The following is a 17374-nucleotide window of genomic DNA, read 5'->3' on the forward strand; positions in this document are numbered from 1 at the left end:
TCGATGTGGCTCAGCCGAAGGTATACGGCGGGCCAGCCTTGGAAATCACGTCGTTGTAGTCGCGGAAGATCTTGACGATCTTCGCCTCCGTCTCACCCATTTCGGCCATTTCGTCCCAGAAGGTAAGGGCAGCTTCCTCTACGTTCTTCCATTCATCGGCGGGAATCGACGTCAGCTCAAGCTTGTCGCCCTGGGCGCGAAGACGCGCCTCGCCGCCCCAGTACCACTGGTTGCGGTAGGTGTGGCTGGCTTCGATGGCGTTGGAGACGATGGTCTTCAGGTGCTCCGGCAGGTCGGCCCATTGCTTCTGGTTCACGAAGAACGAGCCGATCCAGGCACCGGAGATGTTGTTGGTGAGGAAGTAGTTGGTCACGTCGGCCCAGCCGACGGTGTAATCCTCGGTGATGCCCGACCAGGCCATGCCGTCGAGCTCGCCGGTCTGCACGGCCACCTGGGCATCCTCGTAGGGGATGTTCATCGGCACGACGCCGAACTGCGCCAGGAACTGACCTGCTGTCGGGAAGGTGTAGAGACGCAGCCCTTCCATGTCCGAGAGCGAGCGGATCGGGTTGACGGTGTTGAAGTTGCACGGATCCTGGCCTGCGGCGGAGAGCCACTTGACGCCGACCTTGGCGTATTCCTCGTCCCAGATCTCGGCCAGGCCGTACTGGTTGAAGAGCACGGGCACGTCGAGCGAGTGCTTGGTGGCCAGCGGGAAGTAGCCGCCGAAGTTGCGCACCGGGGTGGGCGAGGCCATGGAGTCGTCGTCCGAGTGCACGCCGTCGATGGTGCCACGCTGCAGCGCCTGGAAAAGCTCGCCGGTGGGCACGATCTGGTCGGCGTAGTAGAGCTCGATCTCCAGCTCGCCCTGGGCGGCGGCATTGATGGCGTCGATCGCGGGCTTGGTCACCTCCTGGCCGAGCGCGGAGCCGGCGTAGGTCTGGAAGCGCCAGCGGATCGGCTCCTGCGCGCGGGCGATGCCGGGGGCAGCCAGGGCGGCGGGAGCGGCCATGGCCGCGCCCTTCAGAAAGGATCGTCTGTTCGTCGGTCTATTGGTCATTGTGTTTACTCCCTAACGGTTGGTTGAAATGCCCTGCTTTGGCAGGGTTCTGCTGTTTATTTCCGGTAGACTGCATCCGGCAGCCAGGTGGCCAGCTGCGGGAAGATCATGACGATGACGAGGGCCAGGATCATCACCGCCACGAAGGGAGCGATGGAGCCGTAGATGTCCTTGAGCGAGATCTCGGGCGGGGCCATGGCGCGCATCAGGAATAGGTTGTAGCCGAAGGGCGGCGTCATGTAGGCGATCTGGCAGGTGATCGTGTAGAGCACGCCGTACCAGACCAGGTCGAAGCCCAGCTCTCCCACCAGCGGCACGTAGAGTGGCGCCACGATGACAAGCATTGCGGTATCGTCGAGGAAGCTGCCCATGACGAGGAAACTGAGCTGCATCAGGATGAGGATCATCCAGGGGCTGAGGCCCAGGTCCTCGGTGAAGAAGCTCTCGATCGCCTTGACCGCGCCCAGCCCGTCGAAGACCGCGCCGAAGGCCAGGGCGGCGAGGATGATCCACATGAACATGCAGGAGATGCCCAGGGTCTGGCGCGTCGCGCTCTCGAAGACGCGCCAGGACATGCGGCCCTTGAGCACGGCGGCGAGGAAGGCGGCCACCGCACCGATGGCGGAGGCCTCGACCAGCGAGGTCCAGCCCTTGACGAAGGGCACCATCATGACGGCGAAGATCGCCACGGGCAGCAGGCCGGCGCGCAGCAGGCGCAGCTTTTCCGCCATGGTGATCTCGGCCCGTTCCTCGGCCGTCAGCGATGGTCCGAGGGAGGGGTTCATGGCGCAGCGGATGACGATGTAGATGATGAAGAGCGCGGCCATCATCAGGCCCGGGCCGACACCGGCCAGCCAGAGTTGCCCCACCGGCTGCCGCGCGATCATCGCGTAGAGCACCAGCACCACGGAGGGCGGCACGAGGATGCCGAGCGAGGAGCCGGCCTGGATCACCCCGGTGACCATTTTCTTGTCGTAGCCGCGCTTCAGCAGTTCCGGCAGGGCAATGGTGGAGCCGATGGCCATGCCGGCAACCGAGAGACCGTTCATGGCCGAGACAAGGACCATAAGGCCGATGGTGCCGATGGCGAGCCCGCCGCGCAACCCGCCCATCCAGACGTGGAACATGCGGTAGAGATCGTCGGCGATTTTCGATTCGGACAGCACGTAGCCCATGAAGACGAACATGGGCAGCGTCAGCATCGGGTACCATTTCATCAGCTTCATCAGGGCGCCATAGCCGAGGTCGTAGCCGCCCCGGTCTCCCCAGAGGAAGAGCGCGGCGACAACCGCGACAAAGCCGATGGCGCCGAATACGCGCTGCCCGGTGAGCAGCATCAGCATCATTGAGCTGAACATCAGGAGGCCGATCATTTCATAGGACATGTCAGATCGTCTCTCCGCGAATGCGCATGATATCCTTGCAGAATTCGGACAGAACCTGGAGCAGCATCAGGAACAGCCCGATCACCGTCACCAGTTTGATCGGCCACATCACGGGCCGCCAGGAGGAGGGGGATTGCTCCATGTATCCGAGCACCTCGGAGGCGGCATCGGGGCCGCCGGTGACATAGGCGTGGACGAGGGCAGGGAAGAAATTCCAGAAGTCGCCGGTGAAATTGCCCAGCGAATAGGACAGCGAGGCGAGCCCGCCCCAGATCAGCACCACGAGGTAGAAGATCAGACAGAAGACAGTGATCGCGTCGATCCAGGCTTTGCGATGGTCCGAGAGCTCGGCATAGATCAGGTCCATCCGGACGTTGGTGCCGAGCTGGATCGAATAGGGCCCGCCGAGAATGTAGTAGGCCACCATGATGAACTGGGCCATTTCAAGCGTCCACATGGAGGGGGTGAAGAACACCTTGGACACGCTGGACCAGAGCAGCACGCCCATCAGGGCAAAGAGCCCGAACATGGCGATGCGCCCCAGCCCGTAGTTGAAGCTGTCGACGATGCGGATGTAGCCGCGCAGGACTTTCATGCGGTGTTCCCCGCGGATTGATCGATCGATGTGGGGGCGAGGCGCGCCAGGGCCCCAAGGAGCGCGGTGCAGAGCTGTTCGGCCACGGCGGCGACGGCGTCCTCGTCTTCCAGAAGGTCGTTGCGGACCTCGATCATCACGTTGAGCCGGCCGCGCGGCAGGGCGTCGGTGGCGAGGGTGTGGGTGACGCCATCGGTGGAGGAATAGGGCGCGTTCAGTTCGGCCCGGAGCGGACCCGGCCAGTGCTCCATCATCGCGAGCGCCAGGCGCGGATCGGCATCATGAAGCAGGCCGACCTCGGTCGGCCGCGCCGTGCCGAACCAGGTCGGCGTGAAGGAATGCACGGTGACCAGGGCGCCAGGGTGCTGATCGAGCGTCCGGGCCAGGGTATCGCGAAAGGGGACGTAGACCTCTCGTGTGCGGACGGAGCGTTGCATGGCGCTCAGGCCGTGGTTGCCGGGCACGTCGATCCTCTCGGTCTTTTCCGGCATGGCGGCCGCGGCCTCGGGCGGGCGATTGCAATCGTAGACCAGGCGCGACACCCGTGCCGCGACGAGCGGCGCCCTGAGATGGTCCGACATTGAAGTGGCCAGGGCCAGCGCTCCGGGATCCCAGACAGCGTGGCTGAAGCGGTCTGCGGGCAAGAGCCCGAGATCGCCCAGGGCCTCCGGAATAAAGGCGCTGGCATGCTCGCAGCACAGCACGACGGGACCGATCCCGCCGGGGTTGATTACCTCGGCGGCGGGTTGCTCGCGCATTGAAAGAATAGATGTATCAATCCCCACCATGCCGGCAGAGAAACGGCAGTTGCTCAACCTGTCAACGCATTTCTGTAGACATGGCTACAGGGTGCGAATAATTTGTACAGATAATTACAGGGGGAGGGCAGCGGATGCAGGGCGCGGCCGGCCAGCAGGTGAAAACGCGGATCCAGGAGGCCGGAAACCGGCTGACCGCATCGGAGCGACGGGTGACCGAGGTGCTCTTGCGCGACTACCCGATGGCGGGGCTTCAGTCTGTGACCAAACTGGCAGAAATGGCTGGGGTTTCAACGCCTACGGTGATCCGTATGGCGCGGAAACTGGGCTATGAGGGCTTTCCCGAGATGCAGAACGCCCTGCGCGGCGAGGTGGCCGAGCGGATCAAGGCGCCGGCGCTGAAGGGCGATGCGCGTATGGGCGGCGGAGAGCGCCACGTGATTCACCGTTTTGCCGATGCGGTGATCGCAAATCTGCGGCGTTCGATGGAGGAAGTGGACACTGCCGTCTTTGACCGGGTGGCGGACCTGCTGTCTGACATCGACCGCCCTGCCTATTTCGTGGGCGGCAGGATCACCCGCTCCATTGCCTCCTATTTCCACAATCACATGCAGATCATCCGCGCCGACGTGACGCTTCTGAGCCAGACACCGAACGTCTGGCCGCACTACCTGCTCGACATGGACGAGCGATCCGTCCTCGTGGTCTTTGATATCCGCCGGTACGAAAAGGACCTGCAGAAACTGGCGGAACTGGCACACCAGCGGGGGGCGACGATCGTGTTGTTTACCGACCAGTGGAGTTCTCCTATCGCGAAGGTGGCGGAGAACGTCTTCCACCTGCAGGTCGAAGCGCCGTCGAACTGGGATTCCACCATCGCGATCATGGCCGTGGTCGAAGCGCTGATTGCCGAGGTCCAGGCCAAGCGCTGGGACGAGAGCCGGGAGCGGCTGGACGAGCTGGAGGCGATGTTCTCGAGCACGCTGGTGTTCCGCAGTTTCACCTGAGGGGGCGGCGCCCCTGGAAGTTAACCAATGCTTAAACTTGCGCTGGTGGTCCCCTGGTTAAAGGCAGATATCGGCGGGATCAGAACCGGTAGGCCATCCGGGTCAGAAGACCCGTGCGGAGAAACCGTTCATGCAGCCCGAAGCTGCTGGCCTGTCAGAAATTCTCGGCCGCGCCGTGTCATGACCGCCACGGGACCCTCCTCGTTGGTGGCGAAAGTACCATTAGTACCGGAGATCATGCCGTCTTTGCCCTGCCAGCTGTCCGGTGGGAAAAGGCGGAGCGGTGACTGAAGCCCTGCGGATTTTGTGCAGGGGCCGTGCCAGGGTTGCCGGTCCGGAGGCAGCTGAGTGTCCTCCACGCTCCCCTTCCCTTAGAGTGAACGCCGGCAACTGCCCCCTTCCGCGCTGCGGGAGGGGGCATTCCCATAGGTGGTCAGGCCTTGAGCAGAACGTCCATGCGGCGCAGGGCGAGCTGATAGCCCTGGGTTCCGAAACCCGCGATAACCCCTTCTGCACGCAGGGAAACATAGGAGTGGTGGCGAAAGCTCTCTCGCTGGTGGACGTTGGAGATATGGACCTCGAGGACGGGGCCGTCGAAGGCCTTGAGCGCATCGAGGATCGCCACGGAGGTGTGGGTGAAGGCACCGGGGTTGATGATGATGCCATCATGTGTGTCGCGGGCCGCGTGGATGCAGTCGATGATGCCGCCTTCGTGGTTCGATTGGTAGAAATCGACGCCAAGGGCGAGTTCGGCGGCCAATGCGATGCAATCTGCGGCGATGTCGTCGAGGGTTTCATGCCCGTAGATCTCTGGCTGGCGTTTGCCTAGCAGGTTGAGGTTCGGACCGTTGATGATCTGGATCTGGCGCGCCATGTGGCCCCTCCGTGTATGAATGTCTTGCGGCCCTCTTTACGCAGAACCCGCCGGAAACGCTAGGAAAACAAGGGCGGTGCCGGATCAGTCGCGGCGCAGGGCGCGGCGTGCGGTCATCGGGTCGAACGCAAGCCCCATGGCATCGCAGACGGGCTCGAGGCCGGAGACATCGCCGGCGGCGATGGCGTCGGCGTCTGCGGTGAAGACGGAGCAGGGGCTGGCGCGGAGGGCGGACAGACGGGTGTCATAGGTGGCGCAGAAGGGCTTCCAGAACTCGGTGCTGGTGGAATGGCGCTTGAGAAAGCTGGCTTTTGTCATGGAATTCAGCACCTTGTCCCGATCCCGGCGGAGGATCAGCCAGGTGGCCTGGGGGAAGGCGCGGGCAAAGAGCGGCCAGAGCAGCGTCAGCTTGGGATCCTTGTAACCCCATGGAATCGTTCCATCATATCCCTCTTCGCGGAGGGCGGAGAGGAGTCGGCGGGACAGATCGGGGAAAGGCGGCAGAGCCTCGGTCCGGGGCAGGGGCGCGACCCCGCGCGGATCGGCGCCAAGCGCCCGCAAAATCGGCTTGAGATGGTTCTCGCGGATCCGGCGATTCTCGTAGTAACCGTTTGGATTATCTGCATTTCCAGGGATCGTCTCGCCCAGGAAGAGGCCATGGGCGGCAAGGATGCGCATGGTCATCGAGGTGCCGGAACGGGGCAATCCGCAGACGAAGAGCGGACGCTCTGACAGGTCGGAATCCGAGCGTCGGTATCGCGTCGGTATCACGTCGGTATCGCGTCGGTGCCATTCGGCGGTGGCGCCATCGACCCAGGCGGCGATGGCAGGGGCGGAGAGATCCTCCTTTCGCAGGGTTGTGGCGGTGGGGAAGACCGAGGCGGCATCGGCCCGCGGCCCCCAGAACCAATGCGCGGTACGGTTCATCAGCGCCAGCAGCGGCACGCCGGAGAACCCCGCCATGTGCCAGTTGGCACTGTCGACCGAGATCACGCCGGCCAGCGGGCGGATCATGTCGATCGTCTGCGCCGGATCGCGGGTGAGGTCGGCAAGCGGCACCGCACAGCGCGGATCGGCGGTGAGCAGGCGGCGTTCCTCGTCGGTCAGATCGTATTGCAGCGAGAGATAGCGTGCCCCCATCGGCAGCATGTCGAGCAGGAAGGGCAGCGGGATGTAGCGTTCCTCGCGGCGGTTCTGACCCGATCCGCCGCGCCAGCAGAGGCCGAAGACCGGAAGGTCGAAAGGGTGGCGGGCGGGATGGTCGAGCATGTGAGCCGGCGCGAGGCTGCCGGTGCGGCGATGGGCGCGGGCAATGAAATCGGCGCCGAGGTGGGCAGCGGGTGCCGCCTGCCCGACCGGCACAAGGGGCAGGTCGCCGGCGGCGACGAACCGCCCGCGCGGAAAGTAGCGCCGCACCAGTGAGCCGTATTTCGCAAGGCCCGTGAAGGTGGCGGCCTCGTGCCCGCCGGCGGCGCGGATGTGGGCGAGCTGGAAGAGCACCTCGCCCAGGCCCTGTTCGACCACGATGAGTTGGGCATCCTGCGCGGGATCCTCGGGCAGGGGCGCATGGGCGACGCGATCAGGCAGGACACGGGGGAAATTGATCGCCTGCCAGCGGTGGGCATAGAGCGGAAACCCGGTGCGATAGCGATGGGCCCAGATCTCGTGCAGGCCGGCGGTGGTGCGGAAATCGGCCAGCTCGCGCGGGCCGTTGCCGGGATGCCTGCGCAGGCGCCGGGCGGTGGCCGGATCGCACAGGCGCAGCGACAGGCGATAGCGCATCGTCGTCCAGAGGGCAGCGGGCAGGCGGGCATTGAGTGCCTGTGCGGCATCGAGATCGCCCTGGCCATACAGCGCGCAGCCGAGCTGGAGGTAGTGAAGGGCCTCCTGCTGGCGAAGGGAGGGCAGCGGGGGGTAATCGAGCAGCGGCGCGATCAGCGACCAGCACTGTGATATCTGGCCCGACTGGAAGGCGCCCCGGGCCTGCTCCAGCCGTCCGGCGATGTCCTCGGAGGAGAGGACAGGCCTGTCTGGGGGGCTGCTTTCGGGATGGCGGGGCGCCGGCTGTGCGCGATGGCCGTCGCCGGCGGCGGCGAGGGGGGCGGCGCCGGCGGGGCTGCCTGCCCGGGGGCCGCCGCCGGTGCTCACGTTTCGCGGGCCTTCAGGAGCTTGTCGGGACGCACGCGTTCGGCGGCCTCGAAGAGCGAGAAGGTCTGGCTGACGTAGTTCACCGCGCCGGAGATGTGTTCCATGTAGTCGCGCAGCTCGGGCGTCATCTGGGCCTCGATCATCTGAACGCTGCGGTCGGGGCCATCGGCCTCGAACTGGCAATAGAAGAGCGGATCGCCCCGTTTCAGCACGATGGGCTTTTCCGTGTCATGCCATTCGAAGGCCCACATCAGCGGTCGCGGCCAGAGGTTGATCGGGAAGCGCCCGCCAAAGATCGTGCCGGGCAGGGGCGTGGGCCTGTAGTGCAGGTAGGCGTCAAGCTGGGTCATGTAGACCGGCTCGTCTGTGATGAAGAGGTAGGGCAGCTTGAGCTGGATGATCGGCCGGTCGGGGTAGCGCCATTCCTTCTCGTTCACGATCACCATTCGCTTGCCCAGGGTGGAGGCGCGGATGGCGCTCTTGTCGCCCGAGAGGTTGATCAGGTTCGGCTTGCCATCGGCGTTGCGGGCAAAGCCGATGTGGATGTCGAACGGGCAGGCGATCTCGAAGTAGCGGGACTCGAGGCCGAGCACGGCGGGACAGCGAGAGGCGGACTTGGCATGGGCGCGGCGTGCGTCGCGGGAGTTTACCCGGCGAGGCGGGTCGTAGATGACGGGGCTGTCGGTCTTGTCGAGCAGCCAGCCGATGCGGACGGGCCCCGAGCCGGGGTCTGTCGGGCCGCGCTGATAGGTCACCGAGATTTCCATGCGATCTTTCCCTCGAATTGAGAAAGGGGTAGCGCCAAAGCGCAGGGCAGGCAAGATTTTCGGCGGTGGGGACCGGGGGCAGACGTCGCCCTTATGGCAGGACGGCGAGCCAGAACCACATGGTAAAGAGGCAGACGCCGGTGGCGATCAGCAGCGAGGAGGCGGCCGAGCGCTTGCCGCGGTCATAGAGGTTGGCAAAGACATAGGTGTTGACGCCAGGGGCGCAGGCGGCGGTGAGCACGGCCGAGCGGAAGGCGGCGGTGTCGAGATGGGTGACGGTGCCCAGGCCCCAGGTGATCGAGGGGTGCACCGCGAGGGTGAGCACGCAGATCATGGAGATCAGGCGCCAGTCGCCCTCCAGCTTGTACTGCACCAGAACGCCGCCGACGGCGAAGAGCGCGCAGGGCAGGGCGGCCCGGGCGATCATGTCGAGCGCGTCGCCCAGGGGCACCGGCAGGGTGAGGCCCGAGAGGTTGACCGCGAAGCCCAGCATCAGCGCCACCACAAGCGGATTGCGGAAGATCTGGCGCAGGATGCGGCGGGCGAGGGCGAACTTGTCGAGGCCGCCGCCCCCGGCGCGGACCATCTCCATCGAGACGATGCCGAGGGTGTAGCAGATCGGGGCGTGGATGGAGATGATGGCGAAGTTGGCCCCGAGCGCATCGAGGCCGAAGGCGCGTTCGGTGATCGGCACGCCGAGCATCATGGAGTTGGAGAAGAGGCAGCAGAAGCCGATGACGACGCTGTCTTCGGCGTCGCGGCCGAGAAGGCGGGCGCCGAGCATGCCCAGGACAAAGCAGGCGATGGCGGCGGCATAGAAGCTGAAGAGCAGGGGGAAGTGGAATTCCGCGCCGATGTCGAAGGTGCTGACCGCGCGGAAGAGCAGGCAGGGGAAGGCCACTGATTGCGTGAAGGACATCAGCCCTTCGACGGTGGCGAGCGAGACGAGCCGCGCCCGGGTGGCGATGTAGCCGGCCCCCAGCACAAGGAAGACCGGCAGGATGATCGTGAAGAGCGAGCTCATTCGCCGCTGTGCCTGGCGGGATCAGATCTCATAGGTGATCTGCATCCCGTCGTAGGCCGGCACGATGTGGTCGGGGGTTTCCGCGGCCAGGGTCTCGTAGTCGAGATCGATGTGCATGTTGGTCATCACCGCGCGGTCGGGTGCGGCGCGTTCGATCCAGGCCAGCGATTGCTCGAGGTGCGAGTGCGTGGGGTGCGGATCGCGGCGCAGGGTGTCGAGGATCCAGCAGTCGAGGCCGGCGCAGGCCTCCCAGGCCTCGTCCGACATCCTGGCGACATCGGGCAGGTAGGCGAGGTTTCGGACCCGGAAGCCGAGGGCGTCGATCGAGCCATGGTTCACCCGGAAGGGCACCAGGGTGACGGGGCCACCGGCGCCGTCGATGGTGAAGGCGCCGGTGATCGTGTGCATCTCGAGGATCGGCGGATAGGGCGAGCCCTCGGGCTGGATGAAGGCATAGCCGAAGCGGTTGAACAGGCTTTCCTGGGTGTCGCCATCTGCCCAGACGGCCAGGCGCTTGCGGGTGTTGAAGACCACCTGCCGCAGGTCGTCGATGCCGTGGACGTGGTCGGCGTGCGAGTGGGTATAGGCCACCGCGTCCAGCTCTCCGATGCCGGCGTCGATCAGCTGGGCGCGCATGTCGGGCGAGGTATCGATCAGCACCCGGGTGGTGCCGCCGTCACGCTCCTGCTCGACCAGGAGCGAGCAGCGCCGGCGCGTGTTCTTCGGGTTCGAGGGATCGCAGTCGCCCCATTGCCCGCCGAGGCGCGGAACGCCGCCGGAAGAGCCGCAGCCGAGGATGGTGAAACGCAGCTGTGCCATCAGGCGGCCTCCTGTCCGGACCAAGCGGCGGCCTTTGCGAAGAGGCGGTCGAAATTGGCCTGTGTCTGTGCCGCGAAGGCGGGGTAGTCCATGCCGAAGACCTCTGCGCCGACGCGGGCGGTGAGGGCGGTATAGGCGGGTTCGTTGCGCTTGCCGCGGTGGGGCGGCGGCGCGAGGTAGGGGCTGTCGGTCTCCACCAGGATCCGCTCGACGGGCGCAGAGGCGAAGATGTCGCGGATCTCCTGGCTCTTCTTGAATGTCGCGATGCCGGACATCGAGAGGTAGAAGCCGAGATCCAGCGCCGCGCGGGCCAGCTCGGGCCCGGAGGAGAAGCAGTGCAGCACGCAGGAATAGGCCCCGTTGGCATGTTCCTCGGACAGGATGCGGATCATGTCCTCGTCGGCGTCGCGGGCGTGGATCACCAGCGGCAGGCCGGTCTGATGCGCGGCGGCGCAATGCACGCGCAGGCTCTGCTGCTGTTTCTCGGCGCTTTCGGCGGTGTAATGGTAATCGAGGCCGGTCTCGCCGATGGCGACGAATTTCGGGTGCTGCGCCAGCGCGACCAGCTCGTCGACCGTGGCCATGGGCTCTTCGGCGACGGACATCGGGTGCGTGGCGGCGGCATAGAAGACCGGCGCGTGGGCCTCGGCGATGGCGCGCACGGTGGGTTCATTGCGAAGGCGCGTGCAGATCGAGACCATGCGGGTGACGCCGGCCTCGGCCGCGCGGGCAATCACCTGATCCAGCTCGCCTTCGAAATCCGGGAAATCGAGATGGCAGTGGCTGTCGGTGATCGTGGGGAGGTCTGTCATGATTGTCCTGCTCGGCGCCGGACAGGAAGGGTGAAGGGGCTCACTCGCCGGCGGCGGTTTTCTGTAGTCTGAAAACCGTATCTAGGATGAGCGCGGCAGGGTCAAGGTTGACCGCCAGCCCATGGCGCAGACGGCTGCCGATATCCTGTGCTTCTGCCGCCCAGACACGCGCCATGTGCGGATCGGGCGCCAATCGGGCGAAAACCTCGGCCTCGCCTGGCACCGCCTCGGGGAAGGGGGGCTGGCCGGTGGCGCCGCTGATGGCGAGCCGGGCCAGCGCCACGTCCAGCAGAGAGACGAGGAGCGCGCGGCGTTCCTCGGCGCCGCGGGCGGCGGCGGCATCGGCCAGGGCCTGTGCGCGGTTGCGGTCGAGCCGGGGCAGCGAGGCGAGGATCGCGATCCACTGTCCGTAGAGCGCCAGCCCGTCGAGATTGGCAAGGCGCACGGCAGCGCCCACCGACCCTTCGGCCAGGGCCGCGAGCTGTTCGGCGTGATCGGTCTGAACGCCGGCCTGTTCGAGGGCGCGGGTCATGTCCTCTGGCGAAAGGGCGCGCAGGCGCAGAACGCGGCAGCGCGAGCGGATCGTGGGCAGCAGGCCGGAGGGCTGGTGGGTGACGAGCAGCAGGGTGGCGCGCGCGGGCGGCTCTTCCAGCAGCTTGAGGATGGCGTTGGCGGCCGAGGTGTTCAGCTCGTCCGTGGCATCGACGATCACGACGCGGCGGCCGCCATCGGCGGAGGACAGCGAGAAGAAGGCCTTGAGCTTGCGCGCCTCGTCGACGGTGATCTGATCCTTGAGCTTGCCGGTCTTTTCGTTCCAGCCGCGGCGCAGCACGAAAAGCCCCTGTTCCGAGCCGGCGGCCATGCGGCGCGCCACGGGATGCTCGGGCGAGACGGCGAGCGTGTCGACTCGGGCGGGCGCCAGCGCATCGCCGAACATGCCGCCGGCGTCCTCTTCGGGGTCGGGCGTGGCCAGCAGGAAGCGCGCGATGGACCAGGCCAGCGTCGCCTTGCCGGAGCCGCGCGGCCCGGTGATCATCCAGCCGTGATGCAGGCGGCCCGAGTTGAAGGCCTCGAGGAATTCCTCCTCGGCGGCCTGCTGGCCGATCAGGCGGCGGGTGTCACGGGGGTGCGGTGCACCCTCGATGCGGTCCGGTTCCGGGCGGGTTTCGTCGCTCATGCGGTCCTCATGCGGAGGCGTCCGCGAAGAATTCCGGCAGGGCGGCGGTGAGACGGTCAAAGACCTGATCGACGGTGCCGGCGCCATCGACCACGCGGAAGCGCGGTGCCTGGGCGGCAAGCTCGAGGAACCCGGCGCGCATCTTCTGCTGCAGGTCCTCTCCGAAACCCTCGAAGCGGGTGTCGGTGCCGTCACGGCCAAGGGCGCGGGAGAGGCCCTCGCCCGGGTCCATGTCTATCAGCATAGTGATGTCGGGCTCCTGCCCGATCATAAGTGCGTGCAGCTTGTCGACGATGTCGCGCAGGTCGCCGCGCGACAGGCCCTGGTACATGCGGGTGCTGTCGGCAAAGCGGTCGCAGATCACCACGGCGCCCCGGGCGAGGGCCGGTCGGATCGTCCGCTCGAGGTGGTCGCGGCGGGCGGCGGTGAAGAGCAGGATCTCGGTCTCGGCCGACCAGCGGTCGGGATCGCCGTTGAGCACGAGGGCGCGGATCTCCTCGGCGCCGGGCGAGCCGCCGGGTTCGCGGGTCAGCACGACCTCGCGGCCCTGCGCGCGCAGGGCCGCGGCCAGGCGCCGTGCCTGGGTGGACTTGCCGGATCCGTCGATGCCTTCGAAGGAGAGGAAGAGGCCCTCGGCCATGGTCGGGGAGCCTTGATCAGGAGGAGGCGTCTGCCGGGGCGGCCTCGGTGGCGGGAGCCTCCTCCGGGCCGTCGTTCAGGCGGCGCACGAGGTATTTGACGGCCGATTGCACCTTGGCGCTGAAGCCGCCGTCGGCGACGGCCTGAGCGGCAACCAGGGGCACGCGCTTCTCGGGCAGGCCCTCCGGTTTCAGCACCAGTTCGCCGAGCTTCTGGCCGGCGGCGATGGGCGCCGAGATCGGGCTGTCGTAGACCGCTTCGGCGTTGATGCCGGAGGAGCTGGCGGCGAGCGCCGGCACCAGGGTGACCAGGTCATCGGCGACGGTCAGGCCGACCGCGTTTGCCGCGCCCTGGAAGACCGGCGCGGTGGCGACGATCTGACCGGCGGGCACGAGGGTGGTTTCACGGAACTGCCGGAAGGCCCAGTTGACGATGGCGCGGCTCTGTTCGGCGCGCTGCTGTTCGCTGTCGAGGCCGAAGATCACGAAGACGATGCGGCGGCCGTCCTGCTGGGCGGACCCCACGAGACCATAGCCGGCCTCCTGGGTGTGGCCGGTCTTGAGCCCGTCGGCGCCGATGCCGAGGCCGAGGAGGGGATTTCGGTTGTGGATGTTCTGCGGTGCCCGGCCGTCGAACTTGTACTCCTGCTCGGAGAAGAGCGGGTAGAATTCGGGGAAGTCGGTGATGATGTGCTCGGCCAGGATGGCGAGGTCATGCACGGACATCCGCTGGTTCGGATCGGGCCAGCCGTTGGAGTTGGCAAAGGTCGAGTTCTTCATGCCGAGCTGGTGAGCGCGTTCGGTCATGTAGCGGGCAAAGCCGGCCTCGGTGCCGTCGGGCGAGAGCGCCTCGGCGATCACGGCACAGGCATCGTTGCCCGAGAGCACGATGATGCCCTGCAGCAGGTCCTCGACCTTCACGTGGTCGGTGGTGTCGAGGAACATGGTCGAGCCGCCGTAGTTCATGGCGTGCTGCGAGACGGGCAGCTCCTCGTCGAGGCGCAGGCGGCCGTCTCGGATGGCCTCGAAGGCGACGTAGAGCGTCATCAGCTTGGACATCGAGGCCGGGGGCATGGGCGTGTCGGGGTTCTTCGACAGCAGCGTGGTGCCGGTGGTGGTATCGACGACATAGGCGGCGCGCGCATTGGTGTCGAAGGCCTGGGCCGGCAGGGCCGCGAGGATCAGAACGGCAGCGGCCAGCAGGCCGAATCCGGTACGTAGGGGGGCGAGCGGCATGGGTCGAGTTCACTCCTGCTTGTCGAACTGGCCTGCTTTTCGAACGGGCCTGCTTTGCGCAGTTCAGCGCGAATGCGCCATCGTTCTAGCATAAACCTGCCGGTTGGTAACCGGAATGCCGCCCAAAAGACCAGCCCCGCCCGGAAATGTGAACAGCCGATGACGCAATGGCGCTGCGTCACGGCGAGGGTGGGTGTGGGGCGGGGGGAGACGGGTGGCAAAAGTTGCGGCGCGGGGTTTCGAGCTCTCTTTCAGAATCGCGCGGCACGGGCTAGGAGCTTCGGACCGGAGGAGTGGCAGAGTGGTCGATTGCACCGGTCTTGAAAACCGGCGTGCGTGAAAGCGTACCGTGGGTTCGAATCCCACCTCCTCCGCCACGCAGCTTCTGCAAACCCGAAAACAGGTCCCTCGCGGGGCCTTTTTCTTTATGTGCCAAAGGGGTTTGCAAAGACCATCCGCCCTTCGGAGACTGACCTGCCGCGCGAGTTCGGTTTCCGAACGCCCGCCGTCTCTTTCCACCCGCCCCTCGCTCTGGGCAAGACGGATTCAAAACCCCCATATATTTCAGAGAACTGACCGGATCGCGCTGCGCCCCTGTTTCGCTGGTTCCGGCTTGTCTCAAAGCAGATGGCGACGCGACACGGGCGGCGTTGTGGTTGGTATGTCTTGGGAGGCTTGCGCGAAGTCACTGATGACAAACGCAGTTTCGGCCCCTAGCCTGGCGCGATGTCAAGCGGGCCCTGGACAGATCAAGAGAACGACCTGATCGTCGCGGATTACTTCGCGATGCTGGCCGACGACGTATCCGGCCGCCCTTACAACAAGGCCGAGCACCGGCGCAGGCTTTTGCCGCTGTTGAATGATCGGTCTGAGGGATCGGTCGAATTCAAGCACCAGAACATCAGCGCCGTGCTGAAGGGGCTGGGTGAGGACTGGATCCCGGGCTACAAGCCTGCCTTCAATTTCCAGATGACGCTGATGGATGCCGTGGCGCGTTGGCTGGCGCTGAACTCGGCGTGGCTCGGCCGCCATTCGGGTACAGGAGCGCCGACTGGCCTGGCGGAGGCACGGCCGATCTGGATCGGGCCGCCGCCTACGCTGTCGAACCAGCCGCCGCCACAGGAGCTGGAGCAGATGCTGCACATCGCCCGCAAATTCGATGTCGCGGCGAGAGACGAGCGAAACCGCGCCCTCGGCCGTGCCGGTGAGGAGCGCGTCCTGGCGCATGAACATGCAGCCCTTATATCAGCGGGGCGCGACGATCTTGCACGCAAGGTCCGGTGGGTGTCGGAGGAGGATGGCGATGGTGCCGGCTACGATATCGCGAGCTTCGCGACGGATGGCCGCCCGCGCCTGATCGAGGTGAAAACGACGAATGGTTGGGAACGCACACCCTTCCACATCAGCCGCAACGAGCTGGCCGTGGCCGAGGAGCGGCGCTCGGAATGGTCTCTGTTCTGGCTCTGGAACTTCGCGCGCGAGCCCAAGGCGTTCGAGCTGTGCCCGCCGCTGGACGCGCATGTATCGCTGACCGCGACGTCCTTTCAGGCGAGTTTTCATTGAAACAGGCGGCACCCGAAACCGCGTATCAAATCGCGCGGATGATCTTGGCAAAGCCTGAGAAGTCATTTGCCAGTTCGGAGAGATTGCCTTTCTTGAGAAGCCTGAGGGCTTCGGCGAAGGTGCGAGATTGGCATTTCACATGAGAAGGCGCGCTCATGCGCCGGCCTCTCGGATGACGTAGCTGCAGCGGCGGCCGCCGCTGACGATATGTTCATCGCGTTCGATCACCGTCCCGGCCCCCAGCGCACCCTGGAAGACGGATTGCTCGGCACGGCAGAAACCCTGGCAGAAGGTGGCGGCGGCGCAGATCGGGCAATGTGTCTCGATCAGGCGCAAGGTTCCGTCTGGCTCCTCTTCGATACTGGCCATGTAGCCCTCGGCGCTGCGCAGCGCTGCCAGCCGTTCCAGCCGCGCTCGGGTCGTGTCGCAGTCCTGCATGGCGCGGCGATATTGGGCCAGGGTGGCGCTCTCCCGGGCCGAGATGATGCGGTCGAGCGCCTCTTGGCCCAGCACGTCGGAGATGCTGCGCAGGATGTCGACGGTCAGCGCGGCATGGGTATCGGGAAAGCGGGTCTGCCCCTTTTCCGTCAGATGCCAGTAGGTCGAGGGACGGCCGCGACCGGCACTGCGGCGCTCTTCGGCTACCAGCCCCTCTTCGGACAGGCGCAGGAGCTGTTGCCGGGCGGCCTCGCCGGTGATGCGCTGACGGCGGCCGACCTCGGCCGAGGTTTGGGGGCCGTGCATCTTGAGCGTCATCAGCAGCCGCTCGCCCGGGGCGCGGGGCGACCACACTTCTTTTTCCAAGTCGTCGCTTGACATATTCGCTCCGGTGTTTTTCAAAGCTAATGCTTTTTTAATTAACGAAACGGGCCGCGGCGTGCAAGCGTCGGCCCGAAAGGAGATCCGAGATGACCTTTGAACTTCCCGCCCTGGGCTATTCCCATTCCGCCCTCGCCGAACGTGGCATGAGCCAGGAAACCCTGGAGCTGCACCATGACAAGCACCACCAGGCCTATGTCACGGCGCTGAACGGCTTTGTGGAGAAGGACGCCGCCCTGCAGGGCAAGACGCTGGAGGAGATCGTTGCGCTGACCTATGGCGACGAGGCCCGCGCGGGCGTGTTCAACCAGGCCGGCCAGCACTGGAATCACATCCACTTCTGGAACGCCCTGTCGCCGAACGGTGGCGGCATCCCCGGCGCGCTGGAGGCCAAGCTGATCGAGAGCTTCGGCTCTGTCGATGACTTCAAGGCTGCTTTCAAAACTGCAGCGACCACGCAGTTCGGCTCCGGCTGGGCCTGGCTGATCCAGAAGTCTGACGGCAGCCTGGGCGTGACCAAGACGCCGAACGGGGTGAACCCGCTGGCGACCGGCGAGGGCACCGCGCTGCTGGGGCTCGATGTCTGGGAGCACAGCTACTACGTCGATTTCCGCAACCGTCGCCCGGACTACGTGAGCAACTTCCTCGACAAGCTGGCGAACTATGAGTTTGCCGAGGCAAACCTCGCCTGA

General features: G+C 65.8%; 18 protein-coding genes and 1 tRNA gene. 4 read left to right on the forward strand and 15 right to left on the reverse strand.

The window, feature by feature from the left end; translation table 11 throughout:
• Window positions 1-10: 10 nt before the first annotated feature.
• From AC0WR5_RS03990 to AC0WR5_RS04005, 4 genes are read right to left on the reverse strand one after another with little or no spacing between them, the layout of a single operon-like run.
• On the reverse strand, window positions 11-1060 hold the full coding sequence (locus AC0WR5_RS03990) for a TRAP transporter substrate-binding protein (protein WP_475867117.1): 1050 nt from the start codon (window positions 1058-1060) through the stop codon (window positions 11-13).
• 56 nt (window positions 1061-1116) lie between these two features.
• Window positions 1117-2445: a TRAP transporter large permease gene (locus AC0WR5_RS03995; RefSeq protein WP_475867118.1), complete on the reverse strand. Its 1329-nt coding sequence runs from the start codon at window positions 2443-2445 to the stop codon at window positions 1117-1119.
• A 1-nt stretch (window position 2446) separates the two neighbouring features.
• Window positions 2447-3040: a TRAP transporter small permease subunit gene (locus AC0WR5_RS04000; protein WP_475867120.1), complete on the reverse strand. Its 594-nt coding sequence runs from the start codon at window positions 3038-3040 to the stop codon at window positions 2447-2449.
• Window positions 3037-3798, reverse strand: coding sequence for an N-formylglutamate amidohydrolase (locus tag AC0WR5_RS04005; RefSeq protein ID WP_475867122.1), 762 nt, complete (start codon window positions 3796-3798; stop codon window positions 3037-3039). Before AC0WR5_RS04005 ends, AC0WR5_RS04000 begins: the two co-directional genes overlap by 4 nt.
• A gap of 134 nt (window positions 3799-3932) precedes the next feature.
• Here AC0WR5_RS04005 and AC0WR5_RS04010 point away from each other — a divergent pair, with 134 nt between their 5' ends.
• Window positions 3933-4805 carry a MurR/RpiR family transcriptional regulator gene (locus AC0WR5_RS04010; protein ID WP_475867124.1) on the forward strand — a complete coding sequence of 291 codons (873 nt, stop codon included), beginning with the start codon at window positions 3933-3935 and terminating at the stop codon, window positions 4803-4805.
• A 433-nt stretch (window positions 4806-5238) separates the two neighbouring features.
• Here AC0WR5_RS04010 and aroQ read toward each other — a convergent pair whose 3' ends face one another.
• The 9 genes from aroQ to AC0WR5_RS04055 all read right to left on the reverse strand — a co-directional run bounded on the left by aroQ (window position 5239) and on the right by AC0WR5_RS04055 (window position 14300).
• Entirely contained in the window at window positions 5239-5679 is a 441-nt protein-coding gene (aroQ, locus tag AC0WR5_RS04015; RefSeq protein ID WP_475867126.1) for a type II 3-dehydroquinate dehydratase, read from the reverse strand.
• An 84-nt stretch (window positions 5680-5763) separates the two neighbouring features.
• Window positions 5764-7827 carry a sulfotransferase gene (locus AC0WR5_RS04020; protein WP_475867128.1) on the reverse strand — a complete coding sequence of 688 codons (2064 nt, stop codon included), beginning with the start codon at window positions 7825-7827 and terminating at the stop codon, window positions 5764-5766.
• Complete coding sequence (locus AC0WR5_RS04025; RefSeq protein WP_475867130.1) at window positions 7824-8594, reverse strand: hypothetical protein; 771 nt, start codon at window positions 8592-8594, stop codon at window positions 7824-7826. The genes AC0WR5_RS04020 and AC0WR5_RS04025 overlap by 4 nt, the downstream gene beginning before the upstream one ends.
• A 91-nt stretch (window positions 8595-8685) precedes the next feature.
• Entirely contained in the window at window positions 8686-9618 is a 933-nt protein-coding gene (locus tag AC0WR5_RS04030) for an AEC family transporter (protein ID WP_475867131.1), read from the reverse strand.
• Window positions 9619-9639: 21 nt separating this feature from the next.
• Window positions 9640-10437 carry an MBL fold metallo-hydrolase gene (locus AC0WR5_RS04035; protein ID WP_475867133.1) on the reverse strand — a complete coding sequence of 266 codons (798 nt, stop codon included), beginning with the start codon at window positions 10435-10437 and terminating at the stop codon, window positions 9640-9642.
• Complete coding sequence (locus AC0WR5_RS04040) at window positions 10437-11249, reverse strand: TatD family hydrolase (RefSeq protein ID WP_475867134.1); 813 nt, start codon at window positions 11247-11249, stop codon at window positions 10437-10439. Before AC0WR5_RS04040 ends, AC0WR5_RS04035 begins: the two co-directional genes overlap by 1 nt.
• 40 nt (window positions 11250-11289) lie before the next feature.
• Window positions 11290-12426 (reverse strand): DNA polymerase III subunit delta', encoded by a 1137-nt coding sequence (locus AC0WR5_RS04045; protein ID WP_475867135.1) that lies wholly within the window; start codon window positions 12424-12426, stop codon window positions 11290-11292.
• A gap of 7 nt (window positions 12427-12433) precedes the next feature.
• Window positions 12434-13066, reverse strand: coding sequence for a dTMP kinase (tmk, locus tag AC0WR5_RS04050; protein ID WP_475867137.1), 633 nt, complete (start codon window positions 13064-13066; stop codon window positions 12434-12436).
• 16 nt (window positions 13067-13082) lie between these two features.
• Complete coding sequence (locus tag AC0WR5_RS04055; RefSeq protein ID WP_475867138.1) at window positions 13083-14300, reverse strand: D-alanyl-D-alanine carboxypeptidase family protein; 1218 nt, start codon at window positions 14298-14300, stop codon at window positions 13083-13085.
• 287 nt (window positions 14301-14587) lie between these two features.
• On the opposite strand from AC0WR5_RS04055, the gene AC0WR5_RS04060 reads away from it, so the two are divergent.
• Both AC0WR5_RS04060 and AC0WR5_RS04065 read left to right on the forward strand, forming a co-directional pair.
• Window positions 14588-14677 (forward strand) — tRNA-Ser (locus AC0WR5_RS04060).
• A 349-nt stretch (window positions 14678-15026) separates the two neighbouring features.
• Window positions 15027-15863 carry a protein NO VEIN domain-containing protein gene (locus AC0WR5_RS04065; protein ID WP_475867139.1) on the forward strand — a complete coding sequence of 279 codons (837 nt, stop codon included), beginning with the start codon at window positions 15027-15029 and terminating at the stop codon, window positions 15861-15863.
• Window positions 15864-15888: 25 nt separating this feature from the next.
• Here the strand turns inward: AC0WR5_RS04065 and AC0WR5_RS04070 are convergent, their stop codons facing one another.
• The gene (locus AC0WR5_RS04070) at window positions 15889-16020 is read right to left on the reverse strand and encodes a hypothetical protein (RefSeq protein ID WP_475867141.1); all 132 of its coding nucleotides are present in this window, start codon (window positions 16018-16020) and stop codon (window positions 15889-15891) included.
• Complete coding sequence (locus AC0WR5_RS04075) at window positions 16017-16682, reverse strand: helix-turn-helix transcriptional regulator (RefSeq protein WP_475867142.1); 666 nt, start codon at window positions 16680-16682, stop codon at window positions 16017-16019. Before AC0WR5_RS04075 ends, AC0WR5_RS04070 begins: the two co-directional genes overlap by 4 nt.
• Before the next feature lie 89 nt (window positions 16683-16771).
• Here AC0WR5_RS04075 and AC0WR5_RS04080 point away from each other — a divergent pair, with 89 nt between their 5' ends.
• A complete protein-coding gene (locus AC0WR5_RS04080) occupies window positions 16772-17374 on the forward strand; it encodes a superoxide dismutase (protein WP_475867144.1) in 603 nt (200 codons plus the stop codon).

The organism is Pseudooceanicola sp. DL12, from assembly GCF_056270665.1.